The organism is Streptomyces sp. LUP30 (assembly GCF_001746365.1).
Lineage (GTDB): Bacteria > Actinomycetota > Actinomycetes > Streptomycetales > Streptomycetaceae > Streptomyces.
Genome location: NZ_MJAJ01000001.1, coordinates 436,349 through 452,038 on the forward strand (window position 1 = coordinate 436,349; position 15,690 = coordinate 452,038).

Consider the following 15,690-nt stretch of genomic DNA (forward strand, 5'->3'; position numbering starts at 1 on the left):
CACGTGTCCCGGAGTACCGCTGCTCTCGGCTGGTCGACGAGGCGGTCCAGCAGTGGAACCGCCGCCCCCTCGCCTGGCCCCGTCAGGGGGTGAATCGATCCTGCTGCGCCACGGCGCGTATCGCGCTCGCGCCCAGGCCGGACAGCCCGGCCGGACCTCGGAACCTGATCATGGCCGGTGCTGCCCTGCTGTGGTGCGCCGACGACGCCGAGCGGCTGCCGGTAGCGGCCCGGACACCGTGGTAACCGGATCGGGCCGTCGGCCCGGTTGATGTGCGAGGAACATGCTCGGCTCACTTGACTCCCTCAGCGGTGCTGGGTGTGACTCCCCCCGTTGGGAGCAGTGACAGTTATCCCCCGATCACGGAGCGGGCCGCGGGCATTTCGACTTTCCTCGAAGTGGAATCGGCCTCGGCCGCGTCAGCCGACGTCGTTGCCGCCCCCCGCGCCGAGTCCTTCCACGGGAATCCCCCTGCCGCAGGTGCTCAGCCTGCCGCGCACCCCTGACCGGCCACCACGCCTGCCCCTGCGCCGGAGCGATTCACCGGCGGCACGATCACACCTCCGAGCAGACGGTCTTCCGAAACCGGCGGCGCCGTCGACCCTCAGACGGCCGCCGGACGATGTGCCCACGACTCTGCCGTTGCTACGGCGCTTGAGTCGCGGACCACTGGCCCGGTCCGCGTCACGCTCTCCCTACGATGCCCTGAGGCTGCCAGGCCTTCTGGCTGTCCGCCCGTACCGCGACCGGCGACTGTGGCCGCCCTGGGTCAAGAGGACGGCCTCCCCCTGCTACCGGCGCCCTCGTACTCCTTCGGCGTCTCGGGAACGGCCGGTCCGCTCCCCGTAGGCGGACCGGACCGGCGAGCCAGCAGCCGGCGGGCCAGCCGCTGCCCCGGCAGCTCCACCAGGTGATAGGTCACCGCGCTCAGCAGGAGCAGAGTCGACAGGAAGGCGGCCACCCAGGTCAGCTGGTGGACCGTACTGTGGGGATGCCCGGTCTTCTCCATGAGCCAGGACATCGCGGCGATCAGCGGCCGGTGCAGCAGGTAGACGGAGAAACTGACCAGGCCGAGCCAGGTCAGGGCACCGGGCATCCGGCGGTGGCGCAGGAGGAGGGCCACGCCGAACAGCGCCCAGCCCGCCAGGAAGGCGCTGACCCAGGCGATCGGCGAGGCGGTCCAGGTGCGGATCTGGGCTTGCTTGTCGTCGTAGAGCAGCCCGGCGAACGTACCGGCCACGATGACGGAACCGCAGTACGCCCACGCCGCACTCCGGCGCAGCTGTCCTTGTTCGGCACGATATATCACGGTCCCGCTGAACATCGTGGCCAGGATCAGCAGGCTCTCCCAGGGGGTCGACCGCCCGTCCGCGACCATGAGGACCAGACCGAGCCCCGTCAGGAGCGCCGCTCCCGTCAGCTGCGCCGCACGACGCTCGGTGAGCAGGAACAGCAGGCCCACCATTACGACCAGCGCGGTCCCCGCGACCAACTGCCTCACGGTGAACTCAGGCCGCAGGCTCCACTCCGCCGCCCACGGTCCCAGCAGCAGGGCCGCCCCGGCGAACACCACTGCCACCGGCCCGCTGCGGCGGTGGGCGCCGCCCATGAACAGCAGCGTGACCAGGTAGTAGAAGACCATCTCGTAGGTCAGCGTCCACATCACCGGCAGCCCGCTGCGCAGACCCAGCAGGTCCTGCAGCATGGTGGCGTTGGCGACTGAGGCCAGCAACGGGTGCGTATGCACCGAGACATCCACGGCGGAGAAGCGTTGCGGCACCAGCACGGCCGCGGCGACGAAGACCACGATGCACAGGGGGTAGAGCCGGAACAGCCGTCCGATCCAGAACGCCCGCACATCTCCCCGGCGTTCCAGGGAGGCCGGCACAATGTAGCCGCTGACCAGGAAGAACGCCATGACGCCGAAGATGCCGGGGTCGAACCACTGGCGCACGGCCGCACCGAGGCCCACGAACAGCTCGCCGCTCAAGTGGTGCAGGGCCACAGTCAGGGCCGCGATCCCCCGGACCGTGTCGAGCCATCCGAACCGGGCCGCCGCTGAAGGCGCAGGTATCCGTGATCTCACCCGCGGACACTAGCAAGGCCCTCCGCTCTCGCCGAAACCACCCCTACCAGCGCAAACGACAGATCGACGCAACTGAGACAGGACGTTGCAATGTGCCCGCACCCGAGGCGCAGGGTGCTCACAGGGCACGTGCCGGCAGTCCCGGCGTCCTGTCCCCTGCCGTCGCGGGAGGGCGCGCAGAGGGGCTTGGGCGGCTCGACTTGTTGCCGGAGGGCGTCCAGGGAGCCGGTGAAGCCGGGTCGGCTCGCGGTCCGGATCGGCATCGTCAGCGGGAATCCCTTTTCGCCCGCCTTCGGCTACCCTCCGGAGGGTTGCCCAGAGCGGCGCAGGGCCCGTCGGAGCTTCGCCCCGGAGCCGGGCGACAACTCGCAGGGCGGACTCCCTTGACCTCCTCGCCGTACCCCGATCGTGCCCTACGACCTTCCAGGATTCTCGAAGGAGCATGAATTGCGTCCGAATACGCGTGTTCGACGGCGTCTGCAACTGACGGGGTTTCGCGCGGGAGCAGCAGTCGCGGTGTCCGTCGCCCTCGTCGTGCCCCTCGCTGCGACCCCGGCGAGCGCGAACACGATCCATGAGACCACGGCCGCCGGGCCTCGGACGCTCTCGACGGTCCGGCAGGACGGCACTGCGGAGACACGCGCTCACCTGCAGGCGCTGGCGCGGAAGTTGGTCGAGGAAGGAGTGCCTGGGGTGATCGTGCGGGTGGACGACGGTCACGGCAGGCCCATCGAGATCTCCGAGCAGGCCGCCTGGACGAAGAAAGACCATCGGCTGAGGGCGGACGACGAGGTGCGAGAAGCGTCCAACACCAAGACGGTGATGGCTGCCCTCGTCCTGCAACTGGTCGCTGAGCACAGACTCGCCCTCACCGACCCGGTCGACAGGTGGCTGCCCGGCCAGGTGCGCGACGGCAGAGCGATCACCCTGCGCATGCTGCTCAACCACACCAGTGGGCTGTTCGACTACACCGAGGACCCCGCTCTCGCACCGGCCCTCACCGGCCGGGACCCCCACGTTTGGACGTCGACGGAAATCCTGAGCCTGGTGAGCGGACACCCGGCACTGTTCGAGCCCGGCACCGAGTGGTCGTACAGCAACACCAACTACATCGCGATCGGCGCCGTCCTGGAGAAGGCCACCGGTAAGAACCTTGCGGCGCTGGTGCGGGACCGGATCGCCGGACCCCTGGGGCTCCGGCACACCTTCTACGCCACCGGTTCCGCCTGGCACGACCGGCACGCGCACGGCTACGAGCCCGACGCGGCCCACATGCCACCGGACGTCCCCGATGAGTTCAGGGACTACGCCGGGCCTCAGCACGACGACCACGTGGACGTCACCGGCGACTACGTCACGGCAGACGGAGCGGATGCCGCGATCGTGTCCACCGCCGGCGACTGGTCCCGCTTCTACGGCGCGCTGATGTCGGGCCGCCTGCTGCCCGCCGCCCAGCTGGCCGAGATGCGCACCACCGTGCCGGAGAACGGGCCCGGGGACCCGGACGAGCTCGGCTACGGGTTGGGCATCGAGACGGCGAAGACCTCCTGCGGCGCGGTCTGGGACCACGTCGGCGTCGTCCCGGGCTATGCGACCTACAACGTCACCGACTCCACCGGCCGACGCACGGCCGCCTTCTTCTTCGCGACGTCCACCCTCAGCAAGCAGGCGCACCACACCGGCGCGGCTCTGATGGACGCGGTCAACTGCGCCCTTTTCGGCTGACCTGCGTGTTTCCGTGGGAGCCGCCTCCGGATCACTTGGTCACCTGAGGAACCAGGCGGTGGACCACGCCCGGGCTCGGGGTTCCGGGCGGGGAACCCGGGCGGGCGGTGCAGGCCGGCGATGCGCGTCCCGGCCTCGCGCCAGGCAGTCCGAGCGCCGCTTGACGCATGGGGCAGATGGGGGCACAGTTGTAGATATACGCCGTAAACATACAACGTCGCCCGCGCACACGAAGGAGCCGGGCCATGAGTGCCCCCTCGACCATCCTCGTCACGGGCGGCGCAGGATTCATCGGCAGTCACGCCTGTGTCGAACTGCTCGACCACGGCTACGAGTTGATCGTGGTCGACGACTACTCCAACAGCAGGCCACAGGTCTTCGCCCGCGTGGAACGCATCGCCGGCCGATTCCTCGGCACCGTCTATGAGCTGGACATCCGTGATCGACGCGCCCTGTCGGCCGTCTTCGACCGTCACTCTGTGGACGCCGTCGTGCATTTCGCCGCGCACAAGGCCGTCGGCACGTCGACACGGATGCCCATCGACTACTACGACACCAACGTCGGAGGGACGACCGCGCTGCTGAACACGATGCACGAGCACGGGGTGCACCAGCTCGTCTTCTCCTCGTCCTGTTCCGTCTACGGCGACGCCGGCCATGGACCGCTCGACGAGTCGACCCCGGCCCGGCCCACGAATCCGTACGCCGCGTCCAAGGCCATCTGCGAACAGATCCTCGCCGACGTCTGCCGCCGTCGCCCCGAGTACACCGTGCTGTGTCTCAGGTACTTCAATCCGGCCGGCGCCCATCCCAGCAGCCTCCTCGGCGAGGACCCCAGCGGCTCCCCGGAGAACCTGCTGCCGAACCTGGCCCAAGTGGCGATCGGACGACGCGAACGTCTGCGCGTGTTCGGTGACGACTACCCGACGGCGGACGGGACCGCCGTCCGCGACTATCTGCACGTCATGGACACCGTCGAGGCCCATCGCGTCGCACTCGACCACCTCGCGGACGGAACGGGGATGCGCGTGTACAACCTGGGCATAGGCAAGGGGAGTTCGGTCCTCGACGTGATCGCCTCCTTCTCCGACGCATGCGGCCGTCCCGTTCCGTACGAGATCGTGGCACGCCGTCCCGGAGACGTCGCCGAGCTCGTGGCAGACGCCTCCGCCGTCGCCCGCGCCTGGGGCTGGCGCCCCTCGCGGGACCTCGCCGACATGTGCCGGGACGCCTGGCGGTTCCAGCAGCTCAACCCGCACGGTTACACCGGATCTCCCCGTCGCGCGTCGGCCAAGGACTGACCGCACACCGGCCCGGGGCCGGCATCTCCCGGACGGGCTTCCCGCCACAACGGCCTACGCCAGCGACTTCGACCCCGACCCCGGCTCCGGCTCCGGCTCCGGCTCCGGCTCCGGCTCCGGCTCCGACAGCAGGTACGCCGTCTCCACCAGCGCCAGGTGGCTGAACGCCTGCGGCGCGTTGCCGAGTTGGCGGCCGGCGTCGGGATCCCACTGCTCCGAGAGCAGACCGAGGTCATTGCGGATCCCCAGTACCCGCTCGAACATCTCCGTCGCCTGCTCGCGGCGCCCGGTCGTCGCGAGCGCGTCCGCGTACCAGAGGGAACACGCCACGAACGTGCCCTCGCGCCCGGGCATCCCGTCCACACCGTGCAGCCCCTGGCCGTTCGAGGCGTACCGGCGCACGAACCCGCCGTGCGTCAGCTCCCCCATCGCCCGCACCGTGCCGCGCACCCTCCCGTCCCCGGCGGGCAGGAAGCCCAGCCGCGGGATGAGCAGCGCCGAGGCGTCCAGCGCCGGCGAACCGTAGGACTGGACGAAGGCCCCCCGTCCCGCGTCCCATCCCTCCCGGCACACCTGCCGGTGAACCTCGTCGCGCAGGGTCCGCCACCGGGCGGAAGAACCGTTCCTGCCGAGCAGCTCACCCATCCGCAGCGCACGGTCCGCCGCCACCCAGGTCATGACCTTGGAGTGGACGAACTGCCGCGCCGGACCACGCACCTGCCACAGACCCTGGTCCGGCTCGCGCCATTGACGGCCGAGGTGGTCCATCATGGCCTCCACCAGAGTCCACACATGGCCCGGCATCGGGATGCCCGCGCGCAGCGACAGCAGCAGCGCGTCGAGCACCTCGCCGTACACGTCCAGCTGGAACTGACTCACCGCGGAGTTCCCGAAGCGGACCGGACGCGAGCCCTCGTAGCCGGACAGCCACGGCGCCTCCGTCTCCGGGAGCAGCCGCTGTCCGGCCACGCCGTACACCGTCTGAAGATCTGCGGGTTCTCCGGCGATGGCCCGTACGAGCCACCCCAGCCAGGCCGTGGCCTCGTCGCGGTAGCCGCCTCGCAGCAGGCAGGACAACGTCAGCGCGGAGTCGCGCAGCCAGCAGTGCCGGTGGTCCCAGTTGCGTTCGCCGCCGATGGAGCCGGGCAGCGAGGTGGTCGGGGCAGCGACGATGCCGCCGGTGGGCGCGTAGGTGAGCGCCTTGAGCGTGATCAGCGACCGCATCACGGCATCGCGCCAGGGGCCCTCGTACCGGCACTGGGACGCCCAGAGCCGCCAGAAGTCGCTGGTCTCCCTGAGCACCGTCTCGGCCGGGAGGGACAGCGGTGCGGGCGGGGCGGTCCGGTACGAAGGCGCCCACACGAAGGTCAAGGTCGTGCTGTGTCCGGCCCGCACGGTGAAGTCGTGCACCGTGGAGTTCCCGCCGCCGGGCTCGGGCGCCAGGCCCTCCGTGTTCAGCCAGACGGCGTCCGGCCCGGCGACCGCCACCGTGCAGGCCTCGTCGGCCTGGATCCACGGCAGCACCCTGCCCTGATGGAAGCGCAGCCGCAGTTCGCTGCGCATGGAAACCGAGCCGGAAAGGCCCTCCACCACGCGCACGATGCACGGCAGTCGACTGCGCGGCGGCATGAAGTCGACGACCCGCACGGCGCCCGTGGCCGTCTCCCAGCGGGACTCGAGGATGAGGGTGTCCGGCCGGTACGCCCGGCTCGCGCAGCGCGCGTGCGCCGCCCGGGACACCGGTGCGATCCGCCAGAATCCGTTGTCCGGTGTCCCCAGCATCGCGGCCAGACAGGCCGGCGAGTCGAATCGAGGCAGGCACAGCCAGTCGATGGAACCGCCCCTGCTCACCATGGCAGCGGTTTCCAGATCGCTGATGAGGGCGTAGTCCTCGATGGGTGAATTCATGATCGAAGCCACGCCGCCGTGTTATTGCCGCACCTCCAGGATACGGCGAACGGAGCTAGAATTCCCGTTATGACCAGGTGAATCCGGGGTCCCGCCGGCCCGGTCGCACAGGGCGGAAGGACGTGGTCCGCGTGAAGCCGCTGAGGATAGAAGGAGCCTGGGTCCACGAACCACGGCTGTTCGCGGACCGGCGGGGGTCCTTCCACGAATGGTTCACGAGCGTCGATTTCCGCGAGTCCGTCGGACGCGATCTCGGTCTCGCGCAGGCGAACTGCTCCGTCTCGGCGCCGGGGGTGCTGCGTGGCGTGCACTTCGCCGACGTGCCGCCGGGGCAGGCCAAGTACGTGACGTGTGTGCGCGGTGCGGTGCTGGACGTCGTGGCGGACCTCCGGACGGGTTCTCCCACGTTCGGTGAGTGGGAGACCGTGCGGCTCGACGACGACGCCCACCGGTGTGTCTATCTCTCGGAGGGCCTCGGCCACGCCTTCCTCTCCTTGGCCGCCGACAGCACGGTCGTCTACCTGTGTTCCACGGGATACACACCGCATGCGGAGCACGGCGTCCACCCCCTCGACGCGACGCTGGGCATCGACTGGCCGGTGACCGGGGATCCCGTGCTGTCCGAGAAGGACGCCGCGGCGCCCACCCTGGCCGCGGCGCAGAGCCAGGGACTGCTGCCCTCCTACGAGGCCTGCCGGGCGCTGCGTTCGGCTTCCAGCAGCGAGGGGAACGCGTCGGCCAGCGCCTGACGCCAGTGCCGCGGCGCCGGGAGTCCGGCCGCAGCCCAGCGGGCGTGGCCGAGAACGCTGTAGGCGGGCCGCGCGAGCCCGGTGGTGCGGCACGGGCGCACCCGGCGGGGATCCGCGCCCAGCAACCGGAAGACCTCGCGGGCCAGTTGGTTCCAGGTCGCCTCTCCCCCGGCGGTCGCGTGGTAGACACCGGGCGGCGCCGCCCCGGCGAGCGCCGAACTTCCCAGCAGGATCAGCCGGTCGGCCACGTCGCCGGCCCATGTGGGCTGCCCCCGCTGGTCGTCGACGACCTGGAGCTCGTCCCGCGTCTCCTCCAGGTGGATCATGGTGCGGACGAAGTTGCGGCCGCCCGCCCCGTACAGCCAGGCGGTGCGCACCACATGCCCGGTCTCGGGGAGCGAGTCGAGCACGGCGCGCTCCCCGGCGAGCTTGGTCCGCCCGTAGGCGGTGCGCGGCCCCGGGGTGTCCGTCTCCGTGTAGGGACGGGTGCCGTCACCGGGGAAGACGTAGTCGGTCGAGACGTGCAGCAGGACCGTACCGCGTCCCTGGCACACCTCGGCGAGGCGGGCGGGACCGTGTCCGTTGACGGCGAGTGCCTCGGGCTCGCTGGTCTCGGCCCCGTCGACGTCCGTCCAGGCGGCGCAGTTGACCACGGCCGAGGGCCGGTACCGGTCGAGGGCGTCGCGGACGTCGTCGCGGTCGGTGATGTCGAGCCGCCCGTGGCCGGCCGCGAGGGTGTGGATCCCGCGGGCCGTGAGCCGGGCGACGACCTCGTGACCCAGCATGCCCTCGGCCCCGGTGACCAGCCAGCGGCCGGTCATGGCGCCGCGCTCGCGGCCGTCGGCCGCAGCGGCTCCCACCACGTTCGGTGGGTGCGGTACCAGTCGACGGTCTCCGCGATGCCGGCGGCGAGTTCCTTGCGCGGCCGGTATCCCAGTTCGTCGCGGATCTTCGCGTAGTCGACCGAGTAGCGGCGGTCGTGTCCCTTGCGGTCCTCGACGTAGGTCACCCTGTCCCAGTCGGCCGCGCACTCGGCGAGGAGCAGGCCGGTGAGGTCACGGTTGGACAGTTCGTTGCCTCCGCCGATGTTGTAGACCTCGCCGGGCCGGCCGCTCCGCCTGACGAGTTCGATGCCCTGGACGTGGTCGTCGATGTGGACCCAGTCGCGGACGTTGAGTCCGTCGCCGTAGAGGGGGACGTTCCCGCCGTCCAGGAGGCGGGTGACGAAGAGCGGGATGACCTTCTCGGGGAACTGGTGGTGGCCGTAGTTGTTGGAGCAACGGGTGACCCGGACGTCGAGGCCGTGGGTGCGGTGATGGGCGAGCGCGATCAGATCCGAGGCCGCTTTGGACGCCGCGTAGGGCGAGTTGGGGCACAGCGGGTCGGTCTCCGGCCAGGAGCCCTCGGGGATCGAGCCGTAGACCTCGTCGGAGGAGATGTGCACGAAGGTCCTGAGGCCGTGGCGCAGTGCCGCGTCCAGGAGCGTCTGGGTGCCGAGGACGTTCGTACGGACGAAGGCGTCCGCGCCCAGGATGGACCGGTCGACGTGGGACTCCGCTGCGAAGTGCACGACCTCGTCGTGTTCGGAGACGAGTTTGCCGACCAGCTCCGCGTCGCAGATGTCGCCCTGGACGAAGGCGAATCCGGGGGCGTCGCGGACCTCGTCGAGATTGGCGGGGTTCCCGGCGTAGGTGAGTTTGTCGAGCACCGTGACGGCCACGTCCGGCGTACCGTCCGGGCCGAGCAGGGTGCGGACGTAGTGGGAGCCGATGAATCCGGCTCCGCCGGTGACCAGGACCCGGGTCGTGGTCATGTCGGGATCTGCACTTTGCTGTGGTCCCCGAGCACCAGCCGGTGCACGGAAGGCGTGCGGGGCGCGGGGGTCACCTCGACGTTGTGGCCGATCAGGGAGACCTCGATGCGGCGCATGCCGACGATGGACGCCCTGTGCAGGACGATGGAGTACTCGATCTCGCTCTCCTCGATCCGGCAGTCCTCCGCGATCGAGGTGAAGGGGCCGATGTAGGAGTGGGCGATGACGGTGCCGGCGCCGATGACGGCCGGGCCGACGATCCGGCTGGCGAACACCTTGGCGCCGTCCTCGATGCGGACCCGGCCGATGATCTCGCTCGCCTCGTCGACGCTGCCGTCGACGCGCGGTGCGACCGTCTCCAGGACGGAACGGTTGACCTCCAGCATGTCGGTGACGTTCCCGGTGTCCTTCCAGTAGCCGGAGATCGTCGTGGAGCGCACGTCGAACCCGCGGTCGAGCAGCCATTGCAGAGCGTCCGTGATCTCCAGTTCACCGCGCCGCGAGGGCTCGATGGAGCGCACGGCCTCGTGCACGCCCGGGGTGAAGAGGTAGACGCCGACCAGCGCGAGATCGCTCTTGGGCTCCTGCGGCTTCTCCTCCAGGCCCACCACCCGGTTGTCCGCGTCGAGTTCGGCGATGCCGAAGGCCGTCGGCTCGGACACGTGGGTCAGCAGGATGCGGGCGTCCGGCCGCTCCCGGCGGAAGTCGTCGACCACGCCGGAGATGCCGCCGACGATGAAGTTGTCGCCGAGGTACATCACGAAGTCGTCGTCGCCGAGGAAGTCCCGGGCGATGACGACGGCGTGGGCGAGTCCGCGCGGGGCGTCCTGGTGCAGGTAGGTGACGTCCAGCCCGAAGGCGGAGCCGTCGCCGACCGCGGCTCGGATCTCGCGCTCGGTGTCCCCGACCACGATCCCGGTCTCCCGGACGCCGGCGTCCGCGATCGCCTCGAGTCCGTAGAAGAGCACGGGTTTGTTGGCCACGGGCACCAGTTGTTTGGCTGAGGTGTGCGTGATCGGCCGGAGCCGGGTGCCCGCTCCGCCGCACAGGACGAGTGCTTTCATGACGGCCGCCCCACAGGGGATTGATCCGATGGTCGTACGGGTGTCCGCGACTGCGCCGCGAACCAGTCGACGGTGTCCCGCAGCCCTTGCTCCAGGGACACTCGCGGGTGCCAGCCGAGTGCCTCTCGCGCGCGGGAGACGACCGGGCGCCGGCGGACCGGGTCGTCGACGGGCAGGGGGAGGTAGCGCAGTGGGCTGCGTGATCCGGTGACCACGACGACGAGTTCCGCGAGCTCGCGCACGGTCCACTCGCTGGGGTTCCCGAGATTGAACGGCCCCGGCCGGTGCGAGTCGATCATGGCGATCAGGCCCCGGACCATGTCGTCGACGTAGCAGAAGCTCCGTGTCTGGCTGCCGTCCCCGAAGAGGGTCAGCGGCTCCCCGTGCAGCGCCTGCCGGATGAAGCTGGAGACCACCCGTCCGTCGTAGGAACGCATGCGGGGGCCATAGGTGTTGAAGATGCGGACGATGCCCACGTCGACCGCCCGGGTGCGCCGGTACGCCATGGAGAGGGCCTCGGCGAAGCGCTTGGCCTCGTCGTAGACGCTGCGGGGTCCGATGGGGTTGACGTGTCCCCAGTAGTCCTCGTCCTGCGGATGCACCTGGGGATCGCCGTAGACCTCGCTGGTGGACGCCAGGACGAACCGCGCCGAGTGACGGTCGGCGAGACGCAGCATGTTCTCCGTGCCCCTGCTGCCCGCGGCCAGGGTCTCCAGCGGGAAGCGCTGGTAGTCGACCGGGGACGCGGGGCTCGCGAGGTGCACCACGGCGTCCACGTCCCCCGACACGCTGAAGCTCTCGGTGACGTCCCACGACTCGAAGGCGAACCGGGCGTCGTGGCGCAGGTGGGCGATGTTGACCGGTCTGCCGGAGGAGAGGTTGTCCAGACAGCAGACACTGTCACCTCTGCTCAGCAGCGCTTCGCACAGATGCGATCCCAGGAAGCCGCTTCCGCCGGACACGACGACACGCATGGATTCCACCTCCCGTCCCTCAGCCGGCTCCCGGACGGCCCAGGGCGTGGACCGACCACCCCGCGGAGCGCCACCGGACCGGGTCCAGGGTGTTCCGCGCGTCCACCAGGACCGGGGAACGCACCGCTGTGGCGAGCACGGCGGGGTCCAGGTCCCGGTACTGGGGCCACTCCGTCAGATGCAGGACGACGTCCGACCGCTCGCAGGCCTTGGCCACGTCCAGGGCGTACTGGAGCTCGGGGTGGACCGCCCGGGCGTTGTCGATCGCCTCGGGGTCGTGCACGCGGACCTGCGCGCCCCGGCGGTGGACCTCGTCCGCCACCGCGAGCGCGGGCGAGTCGCGGACGTCGTCGCTGCCGGGCTTGAAGGCGGCGCCGAGCACGGCGACGCTCCGGTCGGCGAAAGAACCGCCGAGGAGCCGCTCGGCGAGCTCGACGGTACGCAGCCGCTGGCGGGTGTTGATCTCGTCGATCTGTCGCAGGAAGGCGACGGAGCCGCCGAGTCCGAGTTCCTCGGCGCGGGCGGCGAACGCCCGGATGTCCTTGGGCAGACAGCTGCCGCCGAAGCCGAGTCCGGGGGACAGGAAGCGGGGGCCGATGCGGGAGTCGCGGCCCATCGCCTCGGCCAGGGTGAGCACGTCGGCGCCGGTGGCCTCGCAGATCTCGGCCATGGCGTTGATGAAGGAGATCTTGGTGGCCAGGAAGGAGTTGGATGCTGCCTTGACCAGTTCGGCGGTGGCCGGGTCGGTGGCGATGAACGGGGAGCCCGCGGCCAGGAGTGGCGCGTAGATCTCCCTGAGCCGCGCCTCGGCGCGCGGGGAGGTGGTGCCGGCCACGATGCGTTCGGGGCGCAGGGTGTCCTGGACGGCACAGCCCTCACGCAGGAACTCCGGGTTCCAGGCCACTTCGGCCTGTGGGGCGGTGGCGCGCAGCCGCTCGGCCAGGCGGGCCGCCGTGCCGACCGGGACCGTGGACTTGCCGACCACGAGGACCCGTTCGTGACCGCTGTCGCGAAGCCTGGCTCCCAGGCCGTCGACGGCCGCCTCGACGTGGCGCAGGTCCGCGGCGCCCGTGTCGGGGTTCTGCGGTGTGCCGACGCAGATGAAGTGGGTGTCGGCGAACCCGGCGGCCTCGGACCGGGAGGTGGTGAAGCGCAGACGGCCGCTGTCCACAGCTCTCATCAGCGTCTCCGACAGGCCTGGTTCGAAGAACGGCGGCGTGCCCGCGGTCAGGGCGGCGATCCTGTCGGCGTCGACGTCGACGCCGAGCACGTCGTGCCCGATGTCCGCCATGCAGGCGGCGTGCACCGCCCCGACGTATCCGGTGCCGATGACTGTCAGACGCATGTCGATCTCCGTGGTCGGCGGGTGTCGGCCGGTGGCCGAGAGGCTGGTGGCCGAGAGGCTGGTGTGTCCGTGAGGCGGTCAGGGGCCGAAGGCACCTCCTGGATCGCGTTCGGCGGCGGGGAGGCCGAGCAGGTCGCGATAGCAGGCGTCGACAGCCCCGCACATGTCCTCGGGCGCGAAGGTGGCGCGGACCCGCAGGCTGCCCTGCCGGCCCATCTGCGCAGCCTCGCGCGGATGGTCGAGGAGCCAGCCGACCGCGCGTGCGGCGTCCGCCGGATCGGCCGGTGCGACGAGCAGTCCCGTGGCGCCGTGCTCCACCAGGTCGGGCACCCCGTTCACGGCCGTCGCGACGACGGGCCGGGCGGCGGCCAGCGCTTCGGTGAGGGCCCGGCCGAGCCCTTCGTAGCGTGAGGTGATCACGAAGACGTCCAGTCCGGCCACGAGCCGGTCGGCGTCCGGGCGCTCTCCGGTCAAGGTCACCTCGACGCCCAGATCCGCGGCGAGGCTTCGCACCTCGCCGGCCAGCGGTCCGTCCCCGATCATCACGAACGCGGTGTCCGGGTGCTCCACCCGGGTCGCGGCCGCCATGCGGACGAAGGCGAGGGGGTCCTTCTGGGTGTCGATACGCCCGACGGTGCCGACGAGGGCCGTCTCACGGGGGACGCCGAGCTGGGCGCGGGCGTGGGGGTCGAAGGTCTCGGGGATGTCCGCCAGCCGTACGGCGGACGGCACCACCTCGACGCGGCCGGGCGGGACCAGGCGTTGCTCGACGGCCTCCTGTGCCACGCGCGGGGCGACGGCGAGGAACCGGTGGGCCAGGCGCCGGGTCACGCGCTCCAGCCCTCGGTAGAGGGTGCGGCGGGAGCGGGACATGTACGGGTGGAAGCTGAGTCCGTGGAAGGTGTGCACCACCACGGGGGTGCGGCACAGCCCCGCTGCCACGCGGCCGAGGAACCCGCCCTTCGCGGAGTGGGTGTGCACGACCGTGAACCGCTCGCGGCGGATGAGGCGCACGAGCCGTGCCAGGACGAGCAGATCCCCGGGGGCCAGCGTGTGGCGGAACCCCGGTATCTCGACGGTGCGCACTCCCGCGGCCCGGGCCTGTTCCCAGAGATCGCCGCCCGGTACACCGGCGACCCACACCTCGTATCGGTCGGCGTCCATGCCCGCGGCCGCCAGCAGGGTGTTGCCGCCCGCGCCGGCCCGGAAGCGGGTGATGACGTGCAGGACCTTGATCCGCGGGAGGACCGGCGCCGGGGGCAGTTCCTCGGCGGGCGCCACCGGGGGCGGGGGCGCGGGCCAGCCTCCGGCAGGGCCGTCCGGCCTCCCCGGGCGGGGAGCGAGGGTCCCGTACAGCATCAACGATCACCACCGATGGGGGCTAATGCGTATATTTACGCTGTATACGTACATCTTCACCCGAGCAGTGGTCCAGGTCAATCCAGAGGCGGGACCGTCCTGGCACCACCCCTGTGACCAGGCGTTCCGGCACGGAGTCGACCGGAGATGCCGACGTGGTCCGGGGCCCGGATACTGGGCTCGCAGGAGGTCCCCTCCTCCCGGAGGAACACACATGGTCCTGGCCGAACAGCACGACATCGAGCCCCTGCTGGTGTGCCCGCACTGCCGGTCCGCGCTGAAACCGGCCCCCGGGGAGCTCCGGTGCAGCTCACCCGGCTGCCCCTGCAACGCGCCGCTCGCGCTCCCGGTGGCGGGACGCTGGCCGGTGCTCGTCGACTTCACCGGCAGCGTCGTGGACCGGGCCGCGGTGCTGGCTGCGCCCGATGCCACCGGTCCGGCGGGGACCGGGCCCGTGAGGGGCGCGGACGGACTTCCGGCGCCGCTGCGCCGGATCCTCAAGCCGCCGAACCGTGTCGCCGCGCGCAACATCGACCTGCTGCTGCGGGCCCTGCCGGGCCGGTCCCCGCGCCTGCTGGTCGTCGGCGGGGCGACGGTCGGCAACGGCGTCGAGGCGATCTACCGCGATCCGCGCGTCCAGGTCGTCGGATTCGACATCGTCGGGAGCCCGGTGACCCAGTTCATCGCCGACGCCCACCGGATCCCCCTTCCCCCGGCGAGCGTCGACGCGGTGCTGGCGCAGGCCGTCCTGGAGCATGTGCTCGACCCGGCCACTGTCGTCGCCGAGATCCACCGGGTCCTCAAGGACGGCGGACTCGTGTACGCGGAGACGCCGTTCCTCCAGCAGGTGCACGCGGGCGCCCACGACTTCACCCGGTTCACGGCGAGCGGACACCGCTACCTCTTCCGCCGGTTCGAGGAGATCACGGCGGGAACGGTCGCGGGGCCGGGCACCGAGATGCTGTGGAGCGTGGACCACCTGATGCGCGGGCTGTGCCGCTCGGCGCTCGTGGGCCGTGCGGCGCGCGGGCTGGCGTTCTGGCTCCGAGGCCTCGACCGCCTCGTCGCACCGGAGTTCGCGGCCGACAGCGCCTCGGCGCACTATTTCCTCGGCCGCAGGAGCGAGAAGGAGATGACCGCCCGGGAGATCGTCGCGTACTACCGCGGCGCACAGGCGCAGAACCCCTGACCGCCCGGCCTTCGCGCCCGTCCGCGTCACCGCCGGCCGTCGGCCCGGCGCGAACCTGCGCCGACCGACCTGGCCCGGCGGATCGGGCACGTGCATCCGTCTGTCCTGGCCCGCCGGGCCGGCACCGACACCCGGCTGGTCGGGGCCGGCGCCTGCCCACCGGCGCCGGCCGGCCCG

General features: G+C 71.1%; 12 protein-coding genes. 4 read left to right on the forward strand and 8 right to left on the reverse strand.

What is annotated here, in order from left to right:
* Positions 1–769: 769 nt before the first annotated feature.
* Positions 770–2,086, reverse strand: coding sequence for an acyltransferase (locus BG482_RS01955; protein WP_079141505.1), 1,317 nt, complete (start codon positions 2,084–2,086; stop codon positions 770–772).
* A 516-nt stretch (positions 2,087–2,602) separates the two neighbouring features.
* Between BG482_RS01955 and BG482_RS01960 the strand changes: the two genes are divergently transcribed.
* Together BG482_RS01960 and galE are read left to right on the forward strand one after the other, a co-directional pair.
* Complete coding sequence (locus BG482_RS01960; protein ID WP_218108756.1) at positions 2,603–3,811, forward strand: serine hydrolase; 1,209 nt, start codon at positions 2,603–2,605, stop codon at positions 3,809–3,811.
* A 245-nt stretch (positions 3,812–4,056) separates the two neighbouring features.
* Positions 4,057–5,112, forward strand: coding sequence for a UDP-glucose 4-epimerase GalE (gene galE, locus BG482_RS01965; RefSeq protein ID WP_176741283.1), 1,056 nt, complete (start codon positions 4,057–4,059; stop codon positions 5,110–5,112).
* Positions 5,113–5,166: 54 nt separating this feature from the next.
* On the opposite strand, the gene BG482_RS01970 is transcribed toward galE, so the two are convergent.
* Entirely contained in the window at positions 5,167–7,020 is a 1,854-nt protein-coding gene (locus BG482_RS01970) for a glycoside hydrolase family 15 protein (RefSeq protein WP_069767015.1), read from the reverse strand.
* 131 nt (positions 7,021–7,151) lie between these two features.
* Here BG482_RS01970 and BG482_RS01975 point away from each other — a divergent pair, with 131 nt between their 5' ends.
* Positions 7,152–7,769 (forward strand): dTDP-4-dehydrorhamnose 3,5-epimerase family protein, encoded by a 618-nt coding sequence (locus BG482_RS01975; RefSeq protein WP_069767016.1) that lies wholly within the window; start codon positions 7,152–7,154, stop codon positions 7,767–7,769.
* Here the strand turns inward: BG482_RS01975 and rfbD are convergent.
* The 6 genes from rfbD to BG482_RS02005 all read right to left on the reverse strand — a co-directional run bounded on the left by rfbD (position 7,703) and on the right by BG482_RS02005 (position 14,324).
* Positions 7,703–8,590 carry a dTDP-4-dehydrorhamnose reductase gene (gene rfbD, locus BG482_RS01980; protein ID WP_069767069.1) on the reverse strand — a complete coding sequence of 296 codons (888 nt, stop codon included), beginning with the start codon at positions 8,588–8,590 and terminating at the stop codon, positions 7,703–7,705. The two genes, BG482_RS01975 and rfbD, sit on opposite strands and share 67 nt — an antisense overlap.
* Positions 8,587–9,582: a dTDP-glucose 4,6-dehydratase gene (rfbB, locus tag BG482_RS01985; RefSeq protein WP_069767017.1), complete on the reverse strand. Its 996-nt coding sequence runs from the start codon at positions 9,580–9,582 to the stop codon at positions 8,587–8,589. Before rfbB ends, rfbD begins: the two co-directional genes overlap by 4 nt.
* Positions 9,579–10,646, reverse strand: a complete 1,068-nt coding sequence (locus tag BG482_RS01990) for a glucose-1-phosphate thymidylyltransferase (protein WP_069767018.1) — start codon at positions 10,644–10,646, stop codon at positions 9,579–9,581. The genes rfbB and BG482_RS01990 overlap by 4 nt, the downstream gene beginning before the upstream one ends.
* Positions 10,643–11,620, reverse strand: a complete 978-nt coding sequence (locus BG482_RS01995) for a UDP-glucuronic acid decarboxylase family protein (RefSeq protein WP_079141507.1) — start codon at positions 11,618–11,620, stop codon at positions 10,643–10,645. Before BG482_RS01995 ends, BG482_RS01990 begins: the two co-directional genes overlap by 4 nt.
* A gap of 19 nt (positions 11,621–11,639) precedes the next feature.
* Positions 11,640–12,965: a UDP-glucose/GDP-mannose dehydrogenase family protein gene (locus BG482_RS02000; protein WP_069767019.1), complete on the reverse strand. Its 1,326-nt coding sequence runs from the start codon at positions 12,963–12,965 to the stop codon at positions 11,640–11,642.
* 78 nt (positions 12,966–13,043) lie between these two features.
* Complete coding sequence (locus tag BG482_RS02005; RefSeq protein ID WP_107450301.1) at positions 13,044–14,324, reverse strand: glycosyltransferase; 1,281 nt, start codon at positions 14,322–14,324, stop codon at positions 13,044–13,046.
* Between the two features lie 214 nt (positions 14,325–14,538).
* Between BG482_RS02005 and BG482_RS02010 the strand changes: the two genes are divergently transcribed.
* Positions 14,539–15,513: a class I SAM-dependent methyltransferase gene (locus BG482_RS02010; RefSeq protein ID WP_069767021.1), complete on the forward strand. Its 975-nt coding sequence runs from the start codon at positions 14,539–14,541 to the stop codon at positions 15,511–15,513.
* The last annotated feature ends 177 nt before the right edge of the window (positions 15,514–15,690 follow it).

Coding starts and splice junctions, on each gene's coding strand:
- rfbD (WP_069767069.1), bottom strand. CDS start 8,590: ATGACCGGCCGCTGGCTGGTCACCGGGGCCGAGGGCATGCTGGGTCAC.
- rfbB (WP_069767017.1), bottom strand. CDS start 9,582: ATGACCACGACCCGGGTCCTGGTCACCGGCGGAGCCGGATTCATCGGC.
- BG482_RS02005 (WP_107450301.1), bottom strand. CDS start 14,324: ATGCTGTACGGGACCCTCGCTCCCCGCCCGGGGAGGCCGGACGGCCCT.
- BG482_RS02000 (WP_069767019.1), bottom strand. CDS start 12,965: ATGCGTCTGACAGTCATCGGCACCGGATACGTCGGGGCGGTGCACGCC.
- BG482_RS01995 (WP_079141507.1), bottom strand. CDS start 11,620: ATGCGTGTCGTCGTGTCCGGCGGAAGCGGCTTCCTGGGATCGCATCTG.
- BG482_RS01990 (WP_069767018.1), bottom strand. CDS start 10,646: ATGAAAGCACTCGTCCTGTGCGGCGGAGCGGGCACCCGGCTCCGGCCG.
- BG482_RS01970 (WP_069767015.1), bottom strand. CDS start 7,020: ATGAATTCACCCATCGAGGACTACGCCCTCATCAGCGATCTGGAAACC.
- BG482_RS02010 (WP_069767021.1), top strand. CDS start 14,539: ATGGTCCTGGCCGAACAGCACGACATCGAGCCCCTGCTGGTGTGCCCG.
- galE (WP_176741283.1), top strand. CDS start 4,057: ATGAGTGCCCCCTCGACCATCCTCGTCACGGGCGGCGCAGGATTCATC.